The organism is Streptomyces erythrochromogenes, assembly GCF_036170895.1.
In the GTDB taxonomy this organism is placed as follows: domain Bacteria; phylum Actinomycetota; class Actinomycetes; order Streptomycetales; family Streptomycetaceae; genus Streptomyces; species Streptomyces erythrochromogenes.
Genome location: NZ_CP108036.1, coordinates 1,548,033 through 1,567,754, shown reverse-complemented (window position 1 = coordinate 1,567,754; position 19,722 = coordinate 1,548,033). Strand labels below are relative to the sequence as shown.

General features: G+C 73.9%; 15 protein-coding genes. 7 read left to right on the top strand and 8 right to left on the bottom strand.

The genetic code is table 11. From position 1 onward, the window contains the following. Positions 1-267 precede the first annotated feature (267 nt). Entirely contained in the window at positions 268-1,680 is a 1,413-nt protein-coding gene (locus tag OHA91_RS07325) for a phenylacetate--CoA ligase family protein (protein WP_031157752.1), read from the top strand. After that, the gene (locus OHA91_RS07320) at positions 1,677-2,588 is read left to right on the top strand and encodes a hypothetical protein (RefSeq protein WP_031157750.1); all 912 of its coding nucleotides are present in this window, start codon (positions 1,677-1,679) and stop codon (positions 2,586-2,588) included. Before OHA91_RS07325 ends, OHA91_RS07320 begins: the two co-directional genes overlap by 4 nt. A gap of 32 nt (positions 2,589-2,620) precedes the next feature. Here the strand turns inward: OHA91_RS07320 and OHA91_RS07315 are convergent, their stop codons facing one another. The 5 genes from OHA91_RS07315 to OHA91_RS07295 form a co-directional block, all read right to left on the bottom strand. Then, positions 2,621-3,757 carry a substrate-binding domain-containing protein gene (locus OHA91_RS07315; protein WP_031157749.1) on the bottom strand — a complete coding sequence of 379 codons (1,137 nt, stop codon included), beginning with the start codon at positions 3,755-3,757 and terminating at the stop codon, positions 2,621-2,623. A 35-nt stretch (positions 3,758-3,792) separates the two neighbouring features. Further along, positions 3,793-4,809, bottom strand: coding sequence for an ABC transporter permease (locus OHA91_RS07310; RefSeq protein ID WP_328738880.1), 1,017 nt, complete (start codon positions 4,807-4,809; stop codon positions 3,793-3,795). After that, complete coding sequence (locus tag OHA91_RS07305) at positions 4,806-6,395, bottom strand: sugar ABC transporter ATP-binding protein (RefSeq protein ID WP_408059156.1); 1,590 nt, start codon at positions 6,393-6,395, stop codon at positions 4,806-4,808. Before OHA91_RS07305 ends, OHA91_RS07310 begins: the two co-directional genes overlap by 4 nt. Positions 6,396-6,489: 94 nt before the next feature. Next, positions 6,490-9,333, bottom strand: a complete 2,844-nt coding sequence (locus OHA91_RS07300) for a SpoIIE family protein phosphatase (RefSeq protein ID WP_031157743.1) — start codon at positions 9,331-9,333, stop codon at positions 6,490-6,492. Positions 9,334-9,482: 149 nt separating this feature from the next. Further along, a complete protein-coding gene (locus OHA91_RS07295) occupies positions 9,483-10,454 on the bottom strand; it encodes a cyclase family protein (protein ID WP_051893888.1) in 972 nt (323 codons plus the stop codon). Positions 10,455-10,645: 191 nt separating this feature from the next. On the opposite strand from OHA91_RS07295, the gene OHA91_RS07290 reads away from it, so the two are divergent. The 3 genes from OHA91_RS07290 to OHA91_RS07280 all read left to right on the top strand — a co-directional run bounded on the left by OHA91_RS07290 (position 10,646) and on the right by OHA91_RS07280 (position 15,028). Continuing rightward, complete coding sequence (locus tag OHA91_RS07290; protein WP_328738878.1) at positions 10,646-11,791, top strand: PP2C family protein-serine/threonine phosphatase; 1,146 nt, start codon at positions 10,646-10,648, stop codon at positions 11,789-11,791. Further along, the gene (locus OHA91_RS07285; protein ID WP_328738877.1) at positions 11,788-13,455 is read left to right on the top strand and encodes a phospholipase D family protein; all 1,668 of its coding nucleotides are present in this window, start codon (positions 11,788-11,790) and stop codon (positions 13,453-13,455) included. Before OHA91_RS07290 ends, OHA91_RS07285 begins: the two co-directional genes overlap by 4 nt. A gap of 127 nt (positions 13,456-13,582) precedes the next feature. Then, entirely contained in the window at positions 13,583-15,028 is a 1,446-nt protein-coding gene (locus OHA91_RS07280) for a glyceraldehyde-3-phosphate dehydrogenase (RefSeq protein WP_030828277.1), read from the top strand. Between the two features lie 138 nt (positions 15,029-15,166). On the opposite strand, the gene OHA91_RS07275 is transcribed toward OHA91_RS07280, so the two are convergent. The 3 genes from OHA91_RS07275 to OHA91_RS07265 form a co-directional block, all read right to left on the bottom strand. Continuing rightward, positions 15,167-16,357 carry an MFS transporter gene (locus OHA91_RS07275; RefSeq protein ID WP_266493688.1) on the bottom strand — a complete coding sequence of 397 codons (1,191 nt, stop codon included), beginning with the start codon at positions 16,355-16,357 and terminating at the stop codon, positions 15,167-15,169. Positions 16,358-16,399: 42 nt separating this feature from the next. Continuing rightward, positions 16,400-17,434, bottom strand: coding sequence for an NUDIX hydrolase (locus OHA91_RS07270; RefSeq protein WP_328738876.1), 1,035 nt, complete (start codon positions 17,432-17,434; stop codon positions 16,400-16,402). Positions 17,435-17,664: 230 nt separating this feature from the next. Beyond that, positions 17,665-18,288, bottom strand: coding sequence for a LysE/ArgO family amino acid transporter (locus OHA91_RS07265; RefSeq protein ID WP_031157728.1), 624 nt, complete (start codon positions 18,286-18,288; stop codon positions 17,665-17,667). A 69-nt stretch (positions 18,289-18,357) separates the two neighbouring features. Between OHA91_RS07265 and OHA91_RS07260 the strand changes: the two genes are divergently transcribed. Both OHA91_RS07260 and OHA91_RS07255 read left to right on the top strand, forming a co-directional pair. After that, positions 18,358-19,266 (top strand): LysR family transcriptional regulator ArgP, encoded by a 909-nt coding sequence (locus OHA91_RS07260; RefSeq protein WP_031157726.1) that lies wholly within the window; start codon positions 18,358-18,360, stop codon positions 19,264-19,266. Between the two features lie 30 nt (positions 19,267-19,296). Further along, positions 19,297-19,689, top strand: a complete 393-nt coding sequence (locus tag OHA91_RS07255) for a TOBE domain-containing protein (protein WP_031157723.1) — start codon at positions 19,297-19,299, stop codon at positions 19,687-19,689. Positions 19,690-19,722: the final 33 nt, after the last annotated feature.

The following is a 19,722-nucleotide window of genomic DNA, read 5'->3' as shown; positions in this document are numbered from 1 at the left end:
TGCCCGCAACACCTCGATCGCGCCAGGGTGTTGTCACCCAGGGACGAGCGGACCGGCCCCTCGCGGGGCACGGAACGCCCGTCCGCCAGGAGCGACAAAAGGAGGATCCGATGAGCGCGATCAAGACCAGCGCCAAGCAGTTCAAGTACGTCATGGGCGCCATGACGGCCGTCTTCTTCGGTTCTTGTTCTGCCAGCTGACGCAGATTCGGGGGGTGGGGGCGGCGTGCCGCCCCCACCCCTTTTCTTCACGCCTTAGGAGGCACGAGTGCTGGAGACCGGTGTCCGGCAGGTCCGGGTGGCGATGGCCATGGTGTTCGGCCGGAAGCTGAACGTACGGACCGTGGAGCGGCTGGTCGCCGACGCCCTCGCCACGCTCGAGGAGTTCGGCTCACTCGGCGACGACGTCGACGAACTGGCCGACGGACCGTTCGCCGACCCGGACGAGCGGCGCGACCTGCAGAACCGCGCGCTCCAGCGGACCGTGCGCAGACTCGCCAAGCGCTCGCCCTTCTACCGGGAGCGGCTCGCCGGCATCGACCTCGACGGCCTGACCACCGAGACGCTCACCCGGATCCCGGTGACCCGCAAGGCCGACCTGATCGCGCGCCCCGCCGACTTCCTGTGCAGCACCCCCTACCTCGCGACCCAGACGACCGGCACCACCGGCCGTCCCGTGCAGATGTGGCTCTCCCGCTACGAGATGGAGCTCTGGCCGGCACTGATCGCCCTGTCCGTGGTGCTGCGCGGCGACATCCGCCCCGGCGACCGGATGCAGATCAACCTCAGCTCCCGGGCGACGGCCGCCGTACAGGAGGACGTCGAGGTCTGCCGACTGGTCGGCGCCTCCTGCCACGTGGTCGGCCAGGTCCCGCCCGAGGAGTCGGTCGAGCACCTGCTCGGCGGCAACGGCACCCGCCCCACCCTGCTCACCGGCAACCCCAGCTACCTGGCCCGGATGCTCACCGCGGCCCGCCGGCGCGGATACGGGCCCGACGACTTCGGCCTCCGGTCGATCTACGCGGGCGGCGAGATCGTGTCGCCGGCCTTCGTCCAGGCCCTGCGCGAGACCTTCGGTGCCGAGACCGTCGGCGACAACTTCGGCATGACCGAACTGCTGCCGGTCGGCGGCCGCACCTGCAGCCGCCACCACCTCCACATCGACCCCAACATGGGCTACACCGAGGTGCTCGACCTGGACACGGGCGAGCCCGTCGCCCCCGGACAGCTCGGGGAACTGACCGTCACGCCGTACTACCCCTACCGGGAATGCATGCCGGTGCTGCGCTACAACACCGGCGACGTCGTGCGCACCCTGGAGGGCGAACCGGACTGCGAGCTGGCCGCCGTACCCGCCGTCTCGCAGATCCTCGGCAAGGCGGGCACCCTGCTGCGCACCGCCGCCTCGGTCGTCACGCCGCGCGACGTCGTGGAGGCCCTGGACGGCACTGCGGGCATGCCGTGGCCGCTGCGCCACCGGGCCGAGGTCGCGGCCGACGGCCGCCTCCACGTGGAGGTCGCCTCGCGGACCGCGACCACGGCCGGGGTGACCGAGCGGCTGCTGGCCCGCGGCATCGACGCGCGCGTCACCGTCCTGCCGCTGGACGACGAGGACGCCGCACGCCGCTTCCCCCTCCGCTGTGACCTGTTGGAGCACACCTTCACCCGGAGCCACGCATGACGGTCTTCTTCCAGCTCGCGGTCACCGCGGCCCTCGCGCTCGCGGTCGTCGGCGGCACCATCGCGTACTTCCGCGCCGTCCGCACCGCGAGGCCGCCCGTCGGCGTCTTCAACGGCCGCGACATCTTCATGATGATGGGCTTCGTCCTCGCGCTGCCGTACGTCTACCTCGCGCTGCCCGGCGTCGTCCTCCCGGTCGTGCTCGCCCTGGTCTTCGCCGGCGGACTGTCCGTCGGCTACCAGCCCCTCGTCGGCAACGGCCGGCTGCGCTGGGCGCTGATCACCGCGCTGATCGCGAGCGTGCTCGTCGCGCACCTGGCCTTCGGCGAGACCGCGCCGCCGTACTGGGTGGCGAACAGCTGCGTCGTCGGCCTGGTCGTCGTCTCCGCCACCAACCTCAACGTCCAGGGCGGCATGCGGCTGAAGAACGTGGCGTGGTTCCTGCTCGCCCTCGCCGCCTACGACGCCTTCTTCGCCTGGGTCGTCCCGCTGACCCAGGAGCTCGCCGACGCCGTCCAGGGCTACCCCTACGCACCGGCCGCGGGCCTGCGCATCGGCGAGGACCTCGGCGCCGTCGTCGGCATGGGCGACCTGCTGGCCTACGCCCTCTTCACCACCACCGCCTACAAGGCGTACGGGAAGCCGGGGCTGCGGACCGGGATCGCCCTGGTGGTGCTCTTCGGGGCCGTGGCGCCCGTGGCGGCCCTGCACCTGATCGCGGCGGCCACCGGGGACGCCCCCGGCATCATCCCCGCCCAGGTGTTCTTCGGCCCGGCGGCCTTCGTCGCCTACCAGGTCCTGCGCCGCCGCGGGCCGGAGCGCCGGATGGCCGACATCGTCTTCCGCCGGGACCGTGCGGACGTCCCGCGGCAGAGCCCGGTACGCGCCGAGGCCCGCCCGGTGGCCTGAGCGGGCACGGCCGGGGGCCCGGGACCCGGACGCTACCCGCGCCAGATCTTCTCGTACGCCTCCTGGTAGCCCCGGGGGTCCCAGGACGTGGCCCCGCCGCTGTTGTCGGCCGTGACGACGTGCACGGGGGCGACGTAGCCGCTGTCGGGCCGGCCGGCGAAGGCGCGGTTGAACTCGTCGACGATCTGCCAGCCCTGCTGGGAGAGCGGCTCCGGAACGGTGGCGGCCTGGTACTGCCTGCTGTTGATGCGCTGGAAGGCGGACGGGTCGCCGTCGCCCGCACCGATGTTGGCGGGCGGTCCGCCACCGGGCTTCCCCGCGGCCCGCAGGGCGGGGGCGGCATCGGCGAAGTAGAGGTCGTTGATGGCGACCGAGTGGGTCCACTTCTTCCCGAAGCGGGACAGGAGGGAGGAGACCTCCTGCGGAGTGCGCCGGCTCGCGTCCGGGATCGGGATGTTCTCGTACGCCAGGAGTTCCACGCCGGGGCAGGCGGCGAGCCGCTGCTTGATCAGGTCGGCCTTCGTCCGGGCGAAGGGGATCGAGTCGTCGGTGAAGAGGACGACGCCGGCTCCGCCGTCGGACCGGGCGATGACCCAGTCCGCACTGATCCTCGCCACGTCCTGCACCCTCGTGGTGACGTTGGTGAAGAGCGGCGGGTTCGTGCTCGGGCCGGGCGAGTCGACCGCGTGCCAGCCGATGAGCGGGATGCCCGCCGCCCCGGCCCGCGCCACCTGCCGGGAGGTCAGGCGGGGGTCGAAGCCGCCGATGACGATGCCCGAGGGCTTGAGGGTGACGGCCTGGCTCAGCGCTGCCTGGATGCCGGCCGGGCTGCCCTCCCCGTCGATCACCCGGACCTGCCAGCCGATGGCCTCGGCGGCCTGCCGCAGACCCTGTGCGACCCCCGCGACACCCGGATTGGTCATGGTCTGCGCGACGTAGACGATGCTCTTGCCGGGGACCGCGGCGGGGCCGGTCGTCGGGCCGGTCCACGAGCTGTCGGTGCTCTCGGCCTTGCGCACGTCGGCCCGGGCCTGTTCGAGAACGGCCGGGCAGCCGGCCGCCGACGGCCCGGTGGGGCCGGCCGTGCCGCCGCCGCATCCGGCGACGGCAGCGGCGGCCGCCGCGAGCAGGGCTGCGGCCGCGAGGGCGGTCTTGCGGTGGGGGTACACGGTGCTCCTGACGCTCTGTGCGCTGCGAGGTGGTCTCAGGGGGCATCCTGCCGACCGTGCCGGGTCCGCGCGGGCCCTCCGGTCGCGCCGGCGCGCAGCCGGCGGCGGGCGGAGTAGCCGGCCAGGCCGACCGCGATGAGCAGGGTGGCGCCGTTGAACAGCGGGGTCGCCCAGAACTGCGCGCCGAGCTGGCCGATCCCGGCGAGTCCCACGGCGAGGACGGCCACGGCGACGAGGGTGCCCAGGGCGTTGGCCCGGCCCGGTTTGATCGCGGTGGAACCGAGGAGGGCGCCGACGAAGGCGGGCAGCAGGTAGTCCAGGCCGACGCTCGGGTTGCCGATCTGCTGCTGGGCCGCGAGGAGGACCCCGGCGAAACCGACGATCATGCCCGATGCGGCGAAGGCGGCGACGGAGCAGCGGTGGGTGGGGATGCCGAGGATCGCGGCGGCCCGGGGGTTGGAGCCGATGACGTACAGGTACCGGCCGAGCGGCAGCCGTTCCAGCAGCACCCAGAGGGCGGCGGCCAGGGCGAGCACGTAGAAGGCGGGCAGCGGCAGCCCGAGGAACGTGGAGTCGTACAGGGCGGTGAAGGCGGCCGGGAGGCCTTCGGGGCCCGGGACGATCCGGCTGCCGTCGGTGATCCAGCCGGTGGCGGCGTACATGATGCTGCCGGTGCCGAGCGTCGCGATGAGGGAGTCGATGCGCGCGAACTCGACGATGATCCCGTTCACGACGCCGGCCAGCGCTCCGCCGACGACGACCGTGACGCAGGCGAGCTGCCAGGGCCAGAGTTCGTCGACGATCAGGTACATCACCATGACGTGCGCCAGCCCCAGGCCGTAGCCGATGGACAGGTCGAACCGGCCGGCCGCGATGGGGACCGTCACGCCGAGCGCGAGGATGGCGGGGATCGACTGGTTGGACAGGATCGAGGAGACGTTGTCCATCGTCGGGAAGGTGTCCGGCAGGACGAGGGAGAAGACCAGGAAGAGCAGGACCGTGAGGGTCAGCAGGCCGTAGGTGCCGATGAAGTGGGCGCGCCGGCGGGTCACCGGCCCGTACCGTTTCCGGTGATCGCGGGCAGGGCCGAGGCGGTGCGCGTGAGCTCGGTGACGTTCAGGGTCACGCCCGCCAGCTCGGCCGCCACCGTTCCCCGGCCGAAGACCAGCGCACGGTGGCAGAGGTCGGCGACCTCCTCGAAATCGGTGGAGATGAGGAGGACCGCGAGGCCGGCCCCGACCGCTTCGTCGAGGATCCGGTGGATCGCCGCCTTGGCCCCGACGTCCACGCTGGCGGTCGGCTCCTCCAGGATCAGCAGGCGCAGGTTCCCCCGCAGCCACCGGCCGACGACCACCTTCTGCTGGTTGCCGCCGGACAGGGTGGCGATGGGCACCTCGCTGTCGCGGGGGTGCACCGAGAACCGTTCGATCAGGGCGCGGACCTCGGCGCGTTCGCGCCGCGGGCCGGTCCAGCGCCACCCGGGCACACCGGCGGCCCGCGGGTTGGCCAGGAAGTTCTCCCGGACGGTCAGATCGGCGGCGCAGCCCTCCTCCTGACGGTTGCCGGCCACGAAGCCGACGCCGGAGCGGAGGGCCGCGGCGACCGTGTGCGGCCGGTACGGGCGGCCGTCCAGCAGCGCCCGGCCGCCGAGGAGCGGCAGCGCGCCCGCGAGGGCGCGGCCCAGGTGCATGTGGCCGGCGCCGGTCAGGCCCACCATGCCCAGGATCTCGCCCTCGCGCAGGTCCAGGGTGACGGGCCCGGTGCGGGCGGTCGACACGCCGTCGAGGCGCAGGACGGCCGGACGGCGGTCCGCGGAAGGCGTCGCGGACGGGGGCGCGGGCGTGGCGGCGTACGCGGGTGCGGTCCGGCGGCGGGCCGGTTCGTGCCCCACGATGTCGCGCACCAGGCGGTCGGGGGAGTACGGGGCGAGGGGGCCGTGGCTGACGAGGCGGCCGTCGCGCAGGACGGCGAAGGTGTCGGCGACCTCGTACACCTCGTCGAGCCGGTGGCTGACGTAGAGGATGCCGTGCCCGCGGTCGCGCAGGGCGTGCAGGACGTCGAAGAGCCGGGCGCAGTCGGCGGCGGGGAGGGTGGCGGTCGGCTCGTCCAGGACGAACAGCCGGGCCCGTTTCGCCAGCGCGCGGGCGATGGCCACGAGGGACCGCTCGGCGGGGGCGAGGTCGGCGATCCGGGCGTCGGCGTCCAGGTGCCCGGCGACGATCCGCAGGGCCTCGTCGCAGCGCTCGCGGGTCCGCCGCCAGGAGATCAGGCCGCGGCGCAGGGGGTAGCCGGTGCCCAGGGCGATGTTCTCGGCGACCGTCATCCACTCGACGAGGCCCAGGTCCTGGTGGATGAAGGACATGTGGCGAAGGGCGGCCTCGGAGGGAAGCGGCTGTCCGGCCACCGTCACCTCGCCCGCGTCGGCGTGGTGGACCCCGGCGAGCACCTTGATGAGGGTGGACTTGCCGGCCCCGTTGGGCCCGAGGAGGGCGAGGACGCTGCCGCCGTGGATGTCGAGGCCGACCGAGTCCAGGGCGAGGGTGCCGCCGAACCGCTTGCTGAGACCGCGTATCCGGACGAGGGGTTCTGCGTCGGGGCGCGGGGGCGGGCTCATCGAGGTGACGGGAGTGTCATGCACGGACTTCTCCGGGGCCGCCTGGGGGAGGTCTTGCTGCGATGCGGAACAGTCTGGATGCTACTTGGACTTATCTCTCAATGTCCGACATTCTCGGTCATGCCGCGTCCAGGGCGCACTCGGCCCAGATGACCTTGCCGCGGGTGGTGTACCGGGCGCCCCAGGCCTGGGAGAGCTGCGCGACGAGGAACAGGCCGCGTCCTCCCTCGTCCGTGGTGGCGGCCCGCCGCAGGTGCGGGGCGGTGTTGCTGCCGTCGGAGACCTCGCAGATCAGGGCGCGGTCGTGGTCGTGGATCAGCCGTACCTGGATGGGCTCGCTGCCGTACCGGACCGCGTTCGTGACCAGCTCGCTGAGCATCAGCTCGGCGGCGAAGGCGAGTTCGTCCAGCCCCCACTCGGCGAGCTGCCGGGTGGCGGCGCCCCGGATGTCGGAGACGAGGGACGGGTCCGGGGGCAGGTCCCACGTGGCGATCCGCTCGGCGGGCACGGTACGGGTGCGGGCGACGAGCAGCGCGATGTCGTCATCGGGGTGTTCGGGCGCCACGGCCTCGATGACGGCCCGGCAGGTGTCCTCCGGTTTCCGGTCCGGGTGGGCGAGCGCCCGGCGCAGCTGGTCGAGCGACACGTCGACGTCGCGGTGGCGGCCGTCGACGAGGCCGTCGGTGTAGAGGACCAGCGTGCTGTGCTCGGGGAGCCGGACCTCGGCGGTCTCGAAGGGCAGGCCGCCCAGGCCCAGGGGCGGCCCGGCGGGCAGGTCGGGGAAGGCCACGCTGCCGTCGGGGTGGACCAGTGCGGGCGGGGGGTGGCCGGCGCGGGCCATCGTGCACACCTGCGACGTGGGGTCGTAGACGGCGTACAGGCAGGTGGCGCCGACGATGCCGTCGCTGCCCGTGGCGCTCGCGTCCTCCTCCTCCCGGTCCAGGCGCACCAGGAGGTTGTCCAGGTGGGTGAGCAGCTCGTCCGGGGCCAGTTCCAGCTCGGCGAAGTTGCGTGCGGCGATGCGCAGCCGGCCCATCGTGGCCGCGGCGTGCAGCCCGTGCCCGACGACGTCTCCCACCAGCAGGGCGACGCGGGTGCCGGAGAGGGGGATGACGTCGAACCAGTCGCCGCCCACCCCGGACTCGGCGGGCTGGTAGTGGTGGGCGACCTCCACGGCGCCCTGCGCGGGGAGGCCGCGCGGGAGCAGGCTGCGCTGCAGGGCCAGGGCGAGGGTGTGCTCGCGGGTGTAGCGGCGGGCGTTGTCGATGCAGAGCGCGGCGCGGGCCGCGAGTTCCTGGGCCAGTCGGCTGTCGTCCTCCCCGAAGGGGGCGGGGTCCTGCGCGCGGTAGAAGGTGGCGATGCCGAGCAGTACGCCGCGGGCGAGCAGCGGGACGCAGATCATGGAGTGCACGTCGTGGGCCAGGATTCCCCGGGCGTGTTCGAGACCGGGGACCATCCAGGCCGGAGTGGTGGCCTGGAGGTCGGTCTCCAGCACGACGGGCTCGCCCTCGAGGCAGCGCATGTGGGGGGTGCCGGGGTCCAGCCGCACCCGGTGGCCGACCGGATAGAAGGGGCAGTCGTCGCGGATGCCGTGGACCACCGTGCGGTGCAGGTCGGCCTGCGGGTCGGCGGACTCCTCGCCCCGCAGCACGGCCCCGGGCAGGTCGACCGTGACGTAGTCGGCCAGGCGCGGCACGGCCGTCTCGGCGAGTTCCCAGGCGGTGCGGCTCACGTCCAGGGTGGTGCCGATCCGGGTGCTGGCCTCGGCCAGCAGCTCCAGGCGGCGGCGTGCGGCGACGGCGTACTTGCCCACCTCGGGCTCGCCCACCAGCACCAGGCCCCGGGCCGTGCCGGGGGCTCCGTCCCGGACGTCGCTCGGGCGGCCGCCGCCCGCACCGGACGCTTCGGCCGGGCCGGCGGTCGCGCGGCCCGCGGCGGAGGTGTCGGCGAGGTGCCAGGGCAGTGATTCGGCGCGCTCCGTCGCGGCGAGGGCCAGGGCGCCGAGGGCGGAGGCGGTGGGCTTCGAGGCGGCGAGGTGGTGCGCCGGAGGGGAGTCCCCGGTGAGCACGGCCTCGACGACGACGCCCTCCACGCCCGAGAGGCTCGTGACCGGGCTGCTCAGGAGGGTGACCCCCCGGCCGTGGGACAGTGACACCTCGACCGCGGCCCGCTGCGGGTTGCAGATGAGCTCGGTGGCCTTCGCCTTGAGGACCATCTGGTCCTGCAGGTCGAGCCCGCCGTCGGTGAGCTCGTCCAGGCCGATCACCTGGCCGTCGTCGGCGGCCTCCCCGGTGTGGGCGCGGAGCCTGGCGTCGAGGTAGGTCCGCAGCAGGGCGCGCTCGCGCGCCGAGCTCTGCTCCATGAGCCGCCGCTCGATGGACTCCGCCGCCCGGCGGACCAGGACGGGCAGGGCCGGGTCCTCGTAGCTGCGCGGATAGCCGAAGCAGAGGACGCCGATGACGTGGCCGCTGAACTGGTCGCGGATCGGGGTCGCGGAGCAGGCGTTCGACTGGGACCGCTCGGCGAAGTGCTCGGCGCCGTAGACCTGGCACAGCCGCCTTTCGGCGAGCGCGAGTCCGATGCCGTTGGTGCCCGCGTAGCGCTCGGCGAAGACGAATCCGGGGACGCTCTGGATGGGCGCCAGCCGGCCGGCCAGGGCGGGCTCCCCGAACCGGCGCTGCAACACCGTGCCGTTCCCGTCGGCGAGGGAGATGTTCATCTGGCTGCCCGAGAACCTGGTCTGGAGCTGGTCGAGGACGGGCACGGCCGCCCGGACGAGCCGGCTGTCGGGATCGAAGTCGTCCGTGTAGGGGAGGTCCGTCTGCTCCGGCGAGAGCCCCAGCATCCGGCTGCGCATCCACGAGTTCAGGATGGGGCCGCGGACGCTGCCCTCGACCGACTCGCCCAGCAGGAATCGCTCACGGGAGCGTACGGGGCTGATCTGGCCTCCCGTGACCCCCATCTGCACCACTTCCCCTTGCCGAGCCGCCTGCCGCGCCTGGACGTTCGCACCGCACGAGTGCTTTCCGAGTATATTCCTCCGCTTTTAAATCAATATGTCCGGAGGAATCCGTTCTTGCAGTGTTGACCTTTCCTCGCGGCCGCGCGACCTCACAGGACGGCGACCGGATTGACCGGCGAGCCCGTCCCGCCGGGCACCCTCAGGGGCGATACGACGATCATGAATTCGTGCCGCCGCGCCTCGGCGCAGGCGGCGGAGAGGGCCTCCAGGTCGAGGTTGTCCAGCAGCGGCACCCCCATCGCGGCGACGGCCAGCGCATGGACGGGGGAGTGCACGCCCTCGACCGGCGAGGGGCGTACGTCGCTGTCCCCGTCACCGCCGAGCAGCGCGATCGCCCGCTCGGCCAGCAGCGGCACGGCATCGACGTGGAGGCCGGCGCACGCCGCGTCGGCGTCCCAGGGGCCGAGCTCCCGCCGCCTGCGGAAGCGGCCGGAGCGCAGCAGCACCGCGCAGCCCTCGTCGATCGTCACCCCGAGCGCCCGCTCCGCGGCGAGGACGTCGCGCGCGCGGACCGCGTGGCCGGGTTCCAGCCAGTCCGTCCCGAGGACGGCCGGCAGGTCGAGGAGCACGCCCTTGGTGACCAGGGGGCCGAGGGCCTCCACCGAACCGAAGCGGGCGCCCCCGGCGTCGACGGACTCCCGTGCCGGGCGGCCGTCGTAGAGCCGGCCCCGGTAGGCGACGTGGCACAGCGCGTCGAGGTGGCTCACGGCCTTGCCGTGGTAGTCGGCGGCGATGAAGTCCTTGTGCGTGGCGGGCTCCGGGGCCTCCACGTCACCGAGGTCGGACATGTAGTGCAGGGCCGGCCTGCTGTTGTCCGGTCCGGCACGGGTGTTCCACGGCAGGCCCAGCTGCACCGTCGTGCCGGACCGGACCAGGGCGGCGGCCCGCCGTACGTGGTCCCCGGTGACCCGGTTCCAGGCGCCGCGGTCGGCCTCGGGCCACCGGCCCCAGGTGCTCACCGCGGCGAAGACGGAGTCGAACTCCGCACGCGACACCGCGGGCCCGCCGGGGGCCGCGTCCGCCGGGCGGCCCGGGTCGTCGTCCGCGTGACTGCCGCTCACCGGCTGCTCACCTGTCGCTCACCTGTCGCTCCTCGACTGCTCGTGCTGTTCGCCGTGTGCGCACGGGGGCACATGCCCGCAGGGCCGCCGGGCCACGCCGGGGTCGCCGCAAGGTCGGCCGTACGGGGGCGCGACCGGCCTCGACCGGCCGCGAGTGGCGGTGACGAGCCCCGACGGCGCAGGCTGTAGGCATGCGGGTGCCCAACCGCGCTCCTCCTGGACCGGGAAGCGGCGGCCACCACCAGGTCCTCTTCGTCCTCGCGAAGTGCGTGCCCTTCGCGATCGCGCTCCTGGTGCTGGCCATCGAGTTCACGCCCGCACACGTCCTGTACACCGGGCCCTTCCTGGTGGCCACGCCGGCACTGGCCGCGGTGACGATGGGCCCCGCGGGAACCCTCGCCGCGGCGGGCCTGGCCGTGGCCGTGAGCGTGACCACGGCCACGTACAACCAGGCATGGGGCAGCCAGCAGGTCTACAGCAACTTCCTCGCCCTCTTCCTGGTGTCGCTGGCCAGCGTGATGACCAGCCGCATGGCCCGCGCCCGCAGCGCGAGCGAACTGAGCCAGGTCCGGCGGATCGCCTCGGCCGCGCAGAAGGTGCTGCTGCGGCCCGTCCCCGAGCGCCTGGGCCCGCTGCGCGCGGCCAGCCTGTACGTGGCGGCCGAGAAGGGCGCGCAGATCGGCGGGGACCTGTACGAGGCCATGGAGACCCGGTATGGCATCCGCATGATCGTGGGGGACGTCCGGGGCAAGGGCCTGCCCGCCGTACGCACGGCCGCGGCCGTGCTCGGCGCCTTCCGGGAGGCCGTGTACTACGAGGACGACCTGGTGGACGTCATCAGGCACTGCGAGGAGGCCATGCGCCGGGACGCGGCCGTGCCCGGCGCGGTCGACGAGGAGGCGCTCGTGGAGGGCTTCGTCACCGCGGTGGTGGCCCAGGTGCCCGACGGGCACGTGGTCGAGGTGGTCAACCGCGGCCACCCGCCGCCGCTGCTGCTGCGCGACGGCAAGGTCCAGGCCCTGATGCCCAGCGGTCCGCTGCCGCCGCTCGGCCTGGGCGAGTTCATCGCCGGCCCGCCCGGCACCATGGACACCTACTCCTTCCTGCCCGGAGACCGCCTGCTGCTCCACACCGACGGCGTCAACGAGGCCCGCGACAGCGCGAACGCCTTCTTCGCCCTGCCGGAGGCCATGGAGGCGATGCCCGACAGCGGGCCCCGGCAGTTCCTGGACCGGCTGTGCCAGGCACTGGTCCGCCACACCGGGGACCGGCTGGCGGACGACGTGGCGATGATCCTCGCCGACCGGCGCGACGAGGCGGGAAGGCCGGTCCGATGACCCGCGTGCAGTGGCTCCTGGTGCGCGGCGAACGCGGCAACCCCGCGACGCGCCTGGACGACCGGCGCCCGGACGGCGCGACCTGGTCCTGGGGCAACGAGGCACGGCCGCTGGTCCACGGGGCCACGTACTTCGCCGAGCTCCTGGCGGCCGTCGACGCGATGCGCGCGGGCGACCTGCTCCTGTTCACCGACTGGCGCGGAGACCCCGACGAGCGGCTCGACGGCCCCGGCACCGAGATCGGCACGGTCCTGTGCCGGGCGGCCGAGCGCGGCGTCATGGTCAAGGGCCTGCTGTGGCGCTCCCACCTGGACAGCCTCCACTTCAGCCAGGAGGAGAACCTCCGCTTCGGCGAGGAGCTCGCCCGCGCCGGCGGCGAATGCCTGCTCGACATGCGGGTCCGGCCCGGCGGCTCCCACCACCAGAAGATGGTGGTGCTGCGCCACCGGGACCGTCCCGAGCGGGACGTCGCGTACGTCGGCGGCATCGACCTCTGCCACAACCGCAACGACGACGCCCGGCACCGCGGCGACCGCCAGTCGCTGCCCCTGGCCGCCGCCTACGGGCCGCACCCGCCGTGGCACGACGTCCAGCTCGCCCTGCGCGGCCCGGTCGTCGGCGACGTCGAGGCCGTCTTCCGCGAACGCTGGGAGGACCCGGCGCCGCTCAGCCGCAGCCCGCTCACCCGGCTGCGCGAGCGGATGCACCGCGAGGACGTCAGCGCGGACCGGCTGCCGCCGCAGACACCCGATCCGGCGCCCTGCGGCACCCACACCGTCCAACTGCTGCGGACCTACCCGAACCGCCTCCTGCTCGGCTACCCCTTCGCCCCGGACGGCGAGCGCAGCATCGCCCGCGGCTACCTCAAGTCGCTGCGGCGGGCCCGGGCGCTGATCTACCTGGAGGACCAGTACCTGTGGTCGCCCCGCGTGGTGGCCGGCTTCGCCGAGGCACTGCGCAGGCAGCCGGGGCTTCGGATGATCGGCGTCGTCCCGACCTTCCCGGACCAAGAGGGACGGCTCACGCTGCCGATGAACCTGATCGGGCGGATCAACGCCCTGGCCGAGCTGCGCCGGGCCGGCGGCGACCGGGTCGCCGTGTACGGCCTGGAGAACCACGTCGGAACCCCCGTCTACGTCCACGCCAAGGTGTGCGTGATCGACGACGTGTGGGCCTCCGTCGGGTCGGACAACATCAACCTCCGCTCGTGGACCCACGACTCCGAACTCGGCTGCGCGGTCCACGACGAGAGCCCGGACCCGCGCGCTCCGCTCGACCCGGGAGGCCTGGGGGACGGCGCCCGCGTCTTCGCCCGGGAGCTGCGCCTGGAACTCATGCGCGAGCACCTGGACCTCGCGGACCCGGACGGGGACGCGGACACGGGCACGGCCACGGGAACGGTCGCGGACGCTGCCGGCGCGCGGTCCGCGGAGCAGGCGCTGTGCGACCCCGTGGAGGCCTTCGAGGCCTTCCGGGCGGCCGCCGCCGCGCTCGACGCCTGGCACGAGAACGGCTGCCGGGGCCCCCGCCCGCCCGGGCGGCTGCGCGGCTACGACCCTCCGGACCTGCCCGCCCGGCAGCGGCTGCCGGCCCGGCTGCTGGCCCGGGTCCTGGTCGACCCGGACGGCCGCCCGATGGGGCTGAGGATGCGCAGGAGGTTCTGAGCAGGGCCGCCTACCGGGGTGAACCGGGTCGAACCGGGGCGGCGTCCCCATGGACGGGTACCCCTTAAGCGGTCAATGAGTAGTGGGGTTAGCATATGAGCGCCGCCTAGCTCGAAAGATAAAGCCTGTGACTGTCAACGAGGACTCGTTCACCAACTGGAACCACCGCGAGGAGATCGCGGAGGCGATGATCCCGATCATCGGGAAGCTGCACCGGGAGCGGGACGTCAACATCCTGCTCCACAGCCGCTCCCTGGTGAACAAATCGGTGGTCAGCATCCTCAAGACCCACCGCTTCGCCCGGCAGATCGACGGCGAGGAGCTGTCGGTCACCGAGACCATGCCGTTCCTGCAGGCGCTCACCGCGCTCGACCTCGGTCCCTCGCAGATCGACCTCGGCATGCTCGCCGCCACCTACAAGGCCGACGACCACGGCCTGTCGGTCGAGGAGTTCACCGCCCAGGCCGTCGCCGGCGCCACGGGCGAGAACAAGCTGGAGCGCAGCGAGGGCCGCGACGTCGTCCTGTACGGCTTCGGCCGCATCGGCCGCCTGGTCGCCCGCCTGCTCATCGAGAAGGCCGGCTCCGGCAAGGGCCTGCGCCTGCGGGCCATCGTCGTCCGGGGCGGCGGCGACCAGGACCTGGTCAAGCGCGCCTCGCTGCTGCGCCGCGACTCGATCCACGGCCAGTTCCAGGGCACGATCACCGTGGACGAGGCCAACAGCACCATCGTCGCCAACGGCAACGCGATCAAGGTGATCTACGCCAACGACCCCTCCGAGGTCGACTACACGGCGTACGGCATCAAGGACGCCATCCTCATCGACAACACGGGCAAGTGGCGCGACCGCGAGGGCCTGTCCAAGCACCTGCGCCCCGGCATCGACAAGGTCGTCCTGACCGCCCCGGGCAAGGGCGACGTCCCGAACATCGTGCACGGCGTCAACCACGACACCGTCAAGCCGGACGAGCGGATCCTGTCCTGCGCGTCCTGCACCACCAACGCGATCGTCCCGCCGCTGAAGGCCATGGACGACGAGTACGGTGTCCTGCGCGGCCACGTCGAGACCGTCCACTCGTTCACGAACGACCAGAACCTGCTGGACAACTACCACAAGGCCGACCGCCGCGGCCGCAGCGCGCCGCTGAACATGGTCATCACCGAGACCGGCGCCGCCTCCGCCGTCGCGAAGGCGCTGCCCGACCTCAAGGCGCCCATCACCGGCAGCTCGATCCGCGTTCCCGTCCCGGACGTCTCGATCGCCATCCTCAGCCTGCGCCTGGGCCGCGAGACCACCCGTGAGGAAGTCCTCGACCACCTGCGCGACGTCTCGCTGAACTCGCCGCTGAAGCGCCAGATCGACTTCACCACGGCCCCCGACGCCGTCTCCATGGACTTCGTCGGCTCGCGCCACGCGTCCATCGTCGACGCCGGCGCCACCAAGGTCGACGGCGACAACGCGATCCTCTACCTCTGGTACGACAACGAGTTCGGCTACTCGTGCCAGGTCATCCGCGTGGTCCAGCACGTCTCCGGCGTGGAGTACCCGACCTACCCGGTCCCGGCGGTCTGATCCCGCCCGACCCGTGTCGACACCGCCGCCCCGCCCCGCCGCTCCGCGCCGCGGGGCGGCGGTGTTCGTACCCCAGGGGCGTACCCCGGCCCGCGCCCCAGGACCCGCCCCGCGGGCGCCCCCGCGCCAGACCCGCGCTCACGCGTCCGCGCGCACCGGCCGCCGCAGCAGGTAGACGGCCGCGGCCCCGACCAGGGCGGCCATGCACGCGATGAAAACGAGCCCCGCGCCTTCCAGGCCGATCGGTTCCACGAGCAGTCCCACACCGATCACGGGTACGGAGATGCCCGCGTAGGCCACGACGAACAGCGTCGAGACCACCGCCGCGCGCCGGTCCGGCGGCGACGCCCCGGCCACCGCCGACAGCGCCCCGCGGAACGCCAGCCCCTGCCCGAAACCGCCGACCAGCGCGCTCGCCACCACCAGCGCCAGCAGGTCCCCCACCAGGGCGCCCGCGAGCAGCGCCAGCCCGGCCAGCAGCCCCGCGCAGCCCAGTGGCAGCGACCGCCCCACCCCGACCCGGCCCACCGCCAGCTGCCCGGCCGTCGAGGCGAAGAAGGCGAGCGCGACGACCAGCCCGCTCACGGCCCGGTCGTGCACGTCGAGGGACTCCGCGAGGAAGGCCGGGCTGACCGAGGTGAAGACCCCGAACAGGGCGAACCCCACGAACGCGGCGAGCGCCGCGGGGCCGAACACCGACCGCACCTGCGGGGGTACGCCCGGCCGCTGCGGCCGTACCGTGCTCAGCGGCCGCCGCTCCCGTACGGTCTCGTCCAGCCCCAGCAGGACGGCGGCCGACACCGCCACCAGGAACAGGTGCACGGCGAAGGGCAGGTACAGCGGCCAGGGGGCGTACTGCGCGAGCACACCGGCGAGCAGAGGACCGCAGCCCAGCCCGCACATGTTGGCGGCCGTCGCCACGAACGTGGCCCGGGAGGCCCCGCCGGGCGGCGCCAGCTCCATCACGTAGACCGTCGCGGCCCCGGTGAACAGCCCGGCGGACAGCCCCGACAGCAGCCGCCCCGCGTACAGCCAGCCCATCGCGGTGGCGCACAGGAAACAGACGGCGCTGGCCGCGGAGAAGCCCAGCCCGGCCAGCAGCACCGGCCGCCGGCCGACGGCGTCCGAGGCGTTGCCCGCCAGCAGCAGCACGCCGATGACCCCGAAGGCGTACACGGCGTACACGACGGTCACCACCAGCTCGGAGAACCCGAACTTCTCCTGGTACAGGCCGTAGAGGGGGGTCGGCAGCGTGGTGCCGGCCATGCACACGGCGAACACCGCCCCGCTGAGCAAGCACTGGCGCCACCCTCGGCGATCACCGTCCATGCCGCCGACGGTAACCCGGGCTCCGCGCCCCCGCAGGGCGGGTCAGGGGCGGCCCGCGTGGAGTTCCAGCGGGCCGGCGCCGCTGGCCCGGGCTTCGAGGCAGGCGGTGATCTGGCGCCGCAGGGCGCCCTTGACCAGGGCGGGGAGCTCCTCGCGCGGGACGGTGCGCCATTGGAGGAGCTCGGTCGGGTTCAGCCGGATCCGGGCCAGGGTGGGGGCGTCGAGCACGCCGCCGTCGTACAGGAAGCGGATGCGGGCCGGACGGCCGGGCTTGTGCGACCAGTTCACGGCGAGCAGGCGGCCCGGGGCCAGGTCGAGGCCGAGCTCCTCGCGGACCTCCCGCCGGGCGGCGGCGCGCGGGATCTCGCCGAGGTCGCTGTCGATGCCGCCGCCGGGCAGGTGCCAGCGGTCGGTGCGGCCGTACGCGGGCTGCACCAGCAGGATCCGGCCGTCGGCGGCGGTGAACAGCACGCTCGCCGCGGTCAGGGCCTTCGGCCGGCTGGCCCGGTGGCTGGCGGCGTCGAGGGTGCCCGCATGCTCCAGGGCCGCGCGCCGGGCCGGATCGAGGCCGGCGGGCGAGCCGGGCTGGGGGACGCCGTCGACCAGGTGTGCGAAGGAGCCGGTGTGCAGGGCGGCCAGCCCGGCGCGCAGCCGGGGCGCGACACGGGCGGGCAGGACCGCGCAGGCCTCCTCCGGCCGCAGCCAGCGCGCCGCCGTGATCTCCCCGTCGGCGAAGGAGATCGCCGCGGCCTCCTGCGGCGAGAGCGGCCCGACGAGGTGGACGTGCACGATCAGGGAGCGGCCGAGCGGGCCGGGCGGCCGCGAGTCCACCGCCAGCAGCCGGCCGACGGGCACGCCGAGGTCCAACTCCTCGCGCAGCTCGCGGGCCAGCCCCTGCTCCGGCGTCTCGGTGTCCTCGACCGTGCCGCCCGGCAGCTCCAGATCGCTCTTGTACGAAGTGGTCAGTACGAGGACCCGCCCGCGGGTGTCCAGGACGATCCCGGTGGCGGCCACGAGCGGCGCCGGCCGGTCGGCGTAGTACGCGCGCACCGCGTCGGGGGAGGGACGGTCGGGCACGGCGGGCTCCTGGGGCTCGGGTCGTCGGCAGGAGCACTATGCCGGGCCCGCGGCCGGCGGCCGCCGCCGACATGCGGGCCCCCCGAGGGACGGGCGGACCGGTCCCCGACCCCCGGCCTGCCGCCGTGCGGTCTGCTGAGCCTGCGGCCTTGCCGGGCGCCGGAGCGGCCCGGGCGGTCCTTGCGGGGCTTCGGGCGCGCGGTCGTCCGTCTGCGGTCCCTCCGGCAGGGCTACGCGCGGGCCAGGAGGAGGCCGCCCATCGTGACCATGGTCGCCGCGACCAGCCCGTCCATGACCCGCCAGGCCGAGGGGCGGGCCAGCAGGCCGCTCAGCAGCCGGGCCCCGTAGCCCAGGCTGGTGAACCAGGCCAGGCTGGCCAGGCCCGCACCGATGCCGAAGGCCCAGCGCAGGTCCCCGCGGTCCGCGGCCAGCGAGCCGACGAGCAGCACGGTGTCCAGGTAGACGTGCGGGTTGAGCCAGGTCATGGCCAGGCAGGTCAGCACGGCCCGGCGGGCGGATCCGGAGGCGGCTCCCTCCGCGGTGAGGGCCGCGCCGGGGGTGGGCCGCAGCACCCGGCGGGCGGCGAGGACTCCGTAGCCGACGAGGAAGGCGCCACCGGCCAGTCCCACGACGGTCAGGGCGGCAGGCCAGGCGGTGACGAAGGCCCCCACGCCGGCGACGCCGAGGGCGATGAGGAGCGCGTCCGAGAGCGCGCAGATGGCGACCACGGCGAGGACCGCGTGGCGGCGCGCGCCCTGACGGAGGACGAAGGCGTTCTGCGCGCCGATGGCGACGATGAGGGAGAGTCCGGTGCCGAAGCCGGCCAGGGCCGCGGTGATGGTGCCGTGTGTCATGGCTCCGACCGTAGGCAGCCGACACCTTTCAGTACAGCTAAAGATTTTTACGTACCATTAGCGCTCGTGATGGACGAGCTTCCCCTGGACCAGGTGCGCACGCTGCTCGCGGTGCTGGACGAGGGCACCTTCGACGCGGCGGCCGCCGCCCTGCACGTGACGCCCTCGGCGGTCAGCCAGCGGGTCAAGGCCCTCGAACAGCGCACCGGGCGGGTGCTGCTGATGCGGACGAAGCCGGTGCGGGCCACGGAATCCGGGGAGGTGGTGGTCCGCTTCGCCCGGCAGCTGGCCCGGCTGGAGCGGGACGCGCGCGCCGAGCTGGGCATGGCCGACGGCAGGGGCCCGGTAAGGCTGCCGATCGCGGTGAACGCGGACTCCCTCGCGACGTGGTTCCTGCCCGCGCTGACACGGGTGCCGCAGGATCCGCCGGTCTGCATCGAGCTGCGCCGCGAGGACGAGGCGCACACGACGGCGCTGCTGCGCGAGGGGCAGGTGATGGCCGCGGTGACCTCCTCCCCGGACCCGGTGGCCGGGTGCAGCGTACGGATGCTGGGCCTGGCCCGGTACCTGCCGACGGCCAGCCCGGCGTTCGCCGCCCGGTACCTGACGGGCGCGCCGGAGCGGGACCTGCGGGGGGCGCCGACGATCGTCTTCGACCGCAAGGACGACCTCCAGGACGTCTTCGTCCGGTCGCTGACCGGGGACGCGGCGGCCGGGGCGGGGCAGGTGCGGCACCACGTGCCGACGTCGGAGGGCTTCCGCGACGCGGTCGTAGCCGGGCTGGGGTGGGGGCTGGTGCCCGAGCAGCAGGCGGGTCCGCTGGTGCGCACGGGGGAGCTGGTGCTGGTGGTGCCCCGGCGGCCGATGGACGTACCGCTGTACTGGCAGCAGTGGAAGCTGGACTCGCCGGCCCTGTCGATGGTGGCGGACGTGGTCGCGGCGGCGGCCGCGGAGGCACTGCGCAGCCCTTCGCCGTGAACGCCGGGCCACCGCATAGGCTTGCCGGCCATGGAGTCCTACACGATCGGCCAGGCGGCCCGGCTGCTCGGCGTCAGCGTCGACACGGCCCGCCGCTGGGCGGACGCCGAACGTTTTCCCACCCGCCGCGAGGGCACGCGCAGGATGGTGGACGGGCCGGACCTGGCCGCGTTCTGCGTCGAGGCCGCACAGGAGGGTGCCGAGGGCGAGGAGGCCGCGTACACCTCGGCGCGCAACGCCTTCCCGGGCATCGTCACCGGGGTGAAGCTCGGAACGGTCGACGCGCAGGTGGAGATCCAGGCGGGCCCGCACCGCATCGTGTCGCTGCTGACGCGGGAGGCGGTGGAGGAGCTCGGCCTGGAGGTGGGAGCGCGGGCCACGGCACGCGTGAAGTCGACCAGCGTCTTCATCGACCGGGTCTGAAGCGCCACCCGAGGAGGCCGCGGGCGCCGGCCG

Excerpts from the sequence above, each read along its gene's own strand:
- OHA91_RS07320 (WP_031157750.1), top strand. The coding sequence starts at position 1,677 with ATGACGGTCTTCTTCCAGCTCGCGGTCACCGCGGCCCTCGCGCTCGCG.
- OHA91_RS07300 (WP_031157743.1), bottom strand. The coding sequence starts at position 9,333 with ATGGGGGTCACGGGAGGCCAGATCAGCCCCGTACGCTCCCGTGAGCGA.
- OHA91_RS07290 (WP_328738878.1), top strand. The coding sequence starts at position 10,646 with ATGCGGGTGCCCAACCGCGCTCCTCCTGGACCGGGAAGCGGCGGCCAC.
- OHA91_RS07285 (WP_328738877.1), top strand. The coding sequence starts at position 11,788 with ATGACCCGCGTGCAGTGGCTCCTGGTGCGCGGCGAACGCGGCAACCCC.
- OHA91_RS07275 (WP_266493688.1), bottom strand. The coding sequence starts at position 16,357 with ATGGACGGTGATCGCCGAGGGTGGCGCCAGTGCTTGCTCAGCGGGGCG.
- OHA91_RS07265 (WP_031157728.1), bottom strand. The coding sequence starts at position 18,288 with ATGACACACGGCACCATCACCGCGGCCCTGGCCGGCTTCGGCACCGGA.
- OHA91_RS07260 (WP_031157726.1), top strand. The coding sequence starts at position 18,358 with ATGGACGAGCTTCCCCTGGACCAGGTGCGCACGCTGCTCGCGGTGCTG.
- OHA91_RS07255 (WP_031157723.1), top strand. The coding sequence starts at position 19,297 with ATGGAGTCCTACACGATCGGCCAGGCGGCCCGGCTGCTCGGCGTCAGC.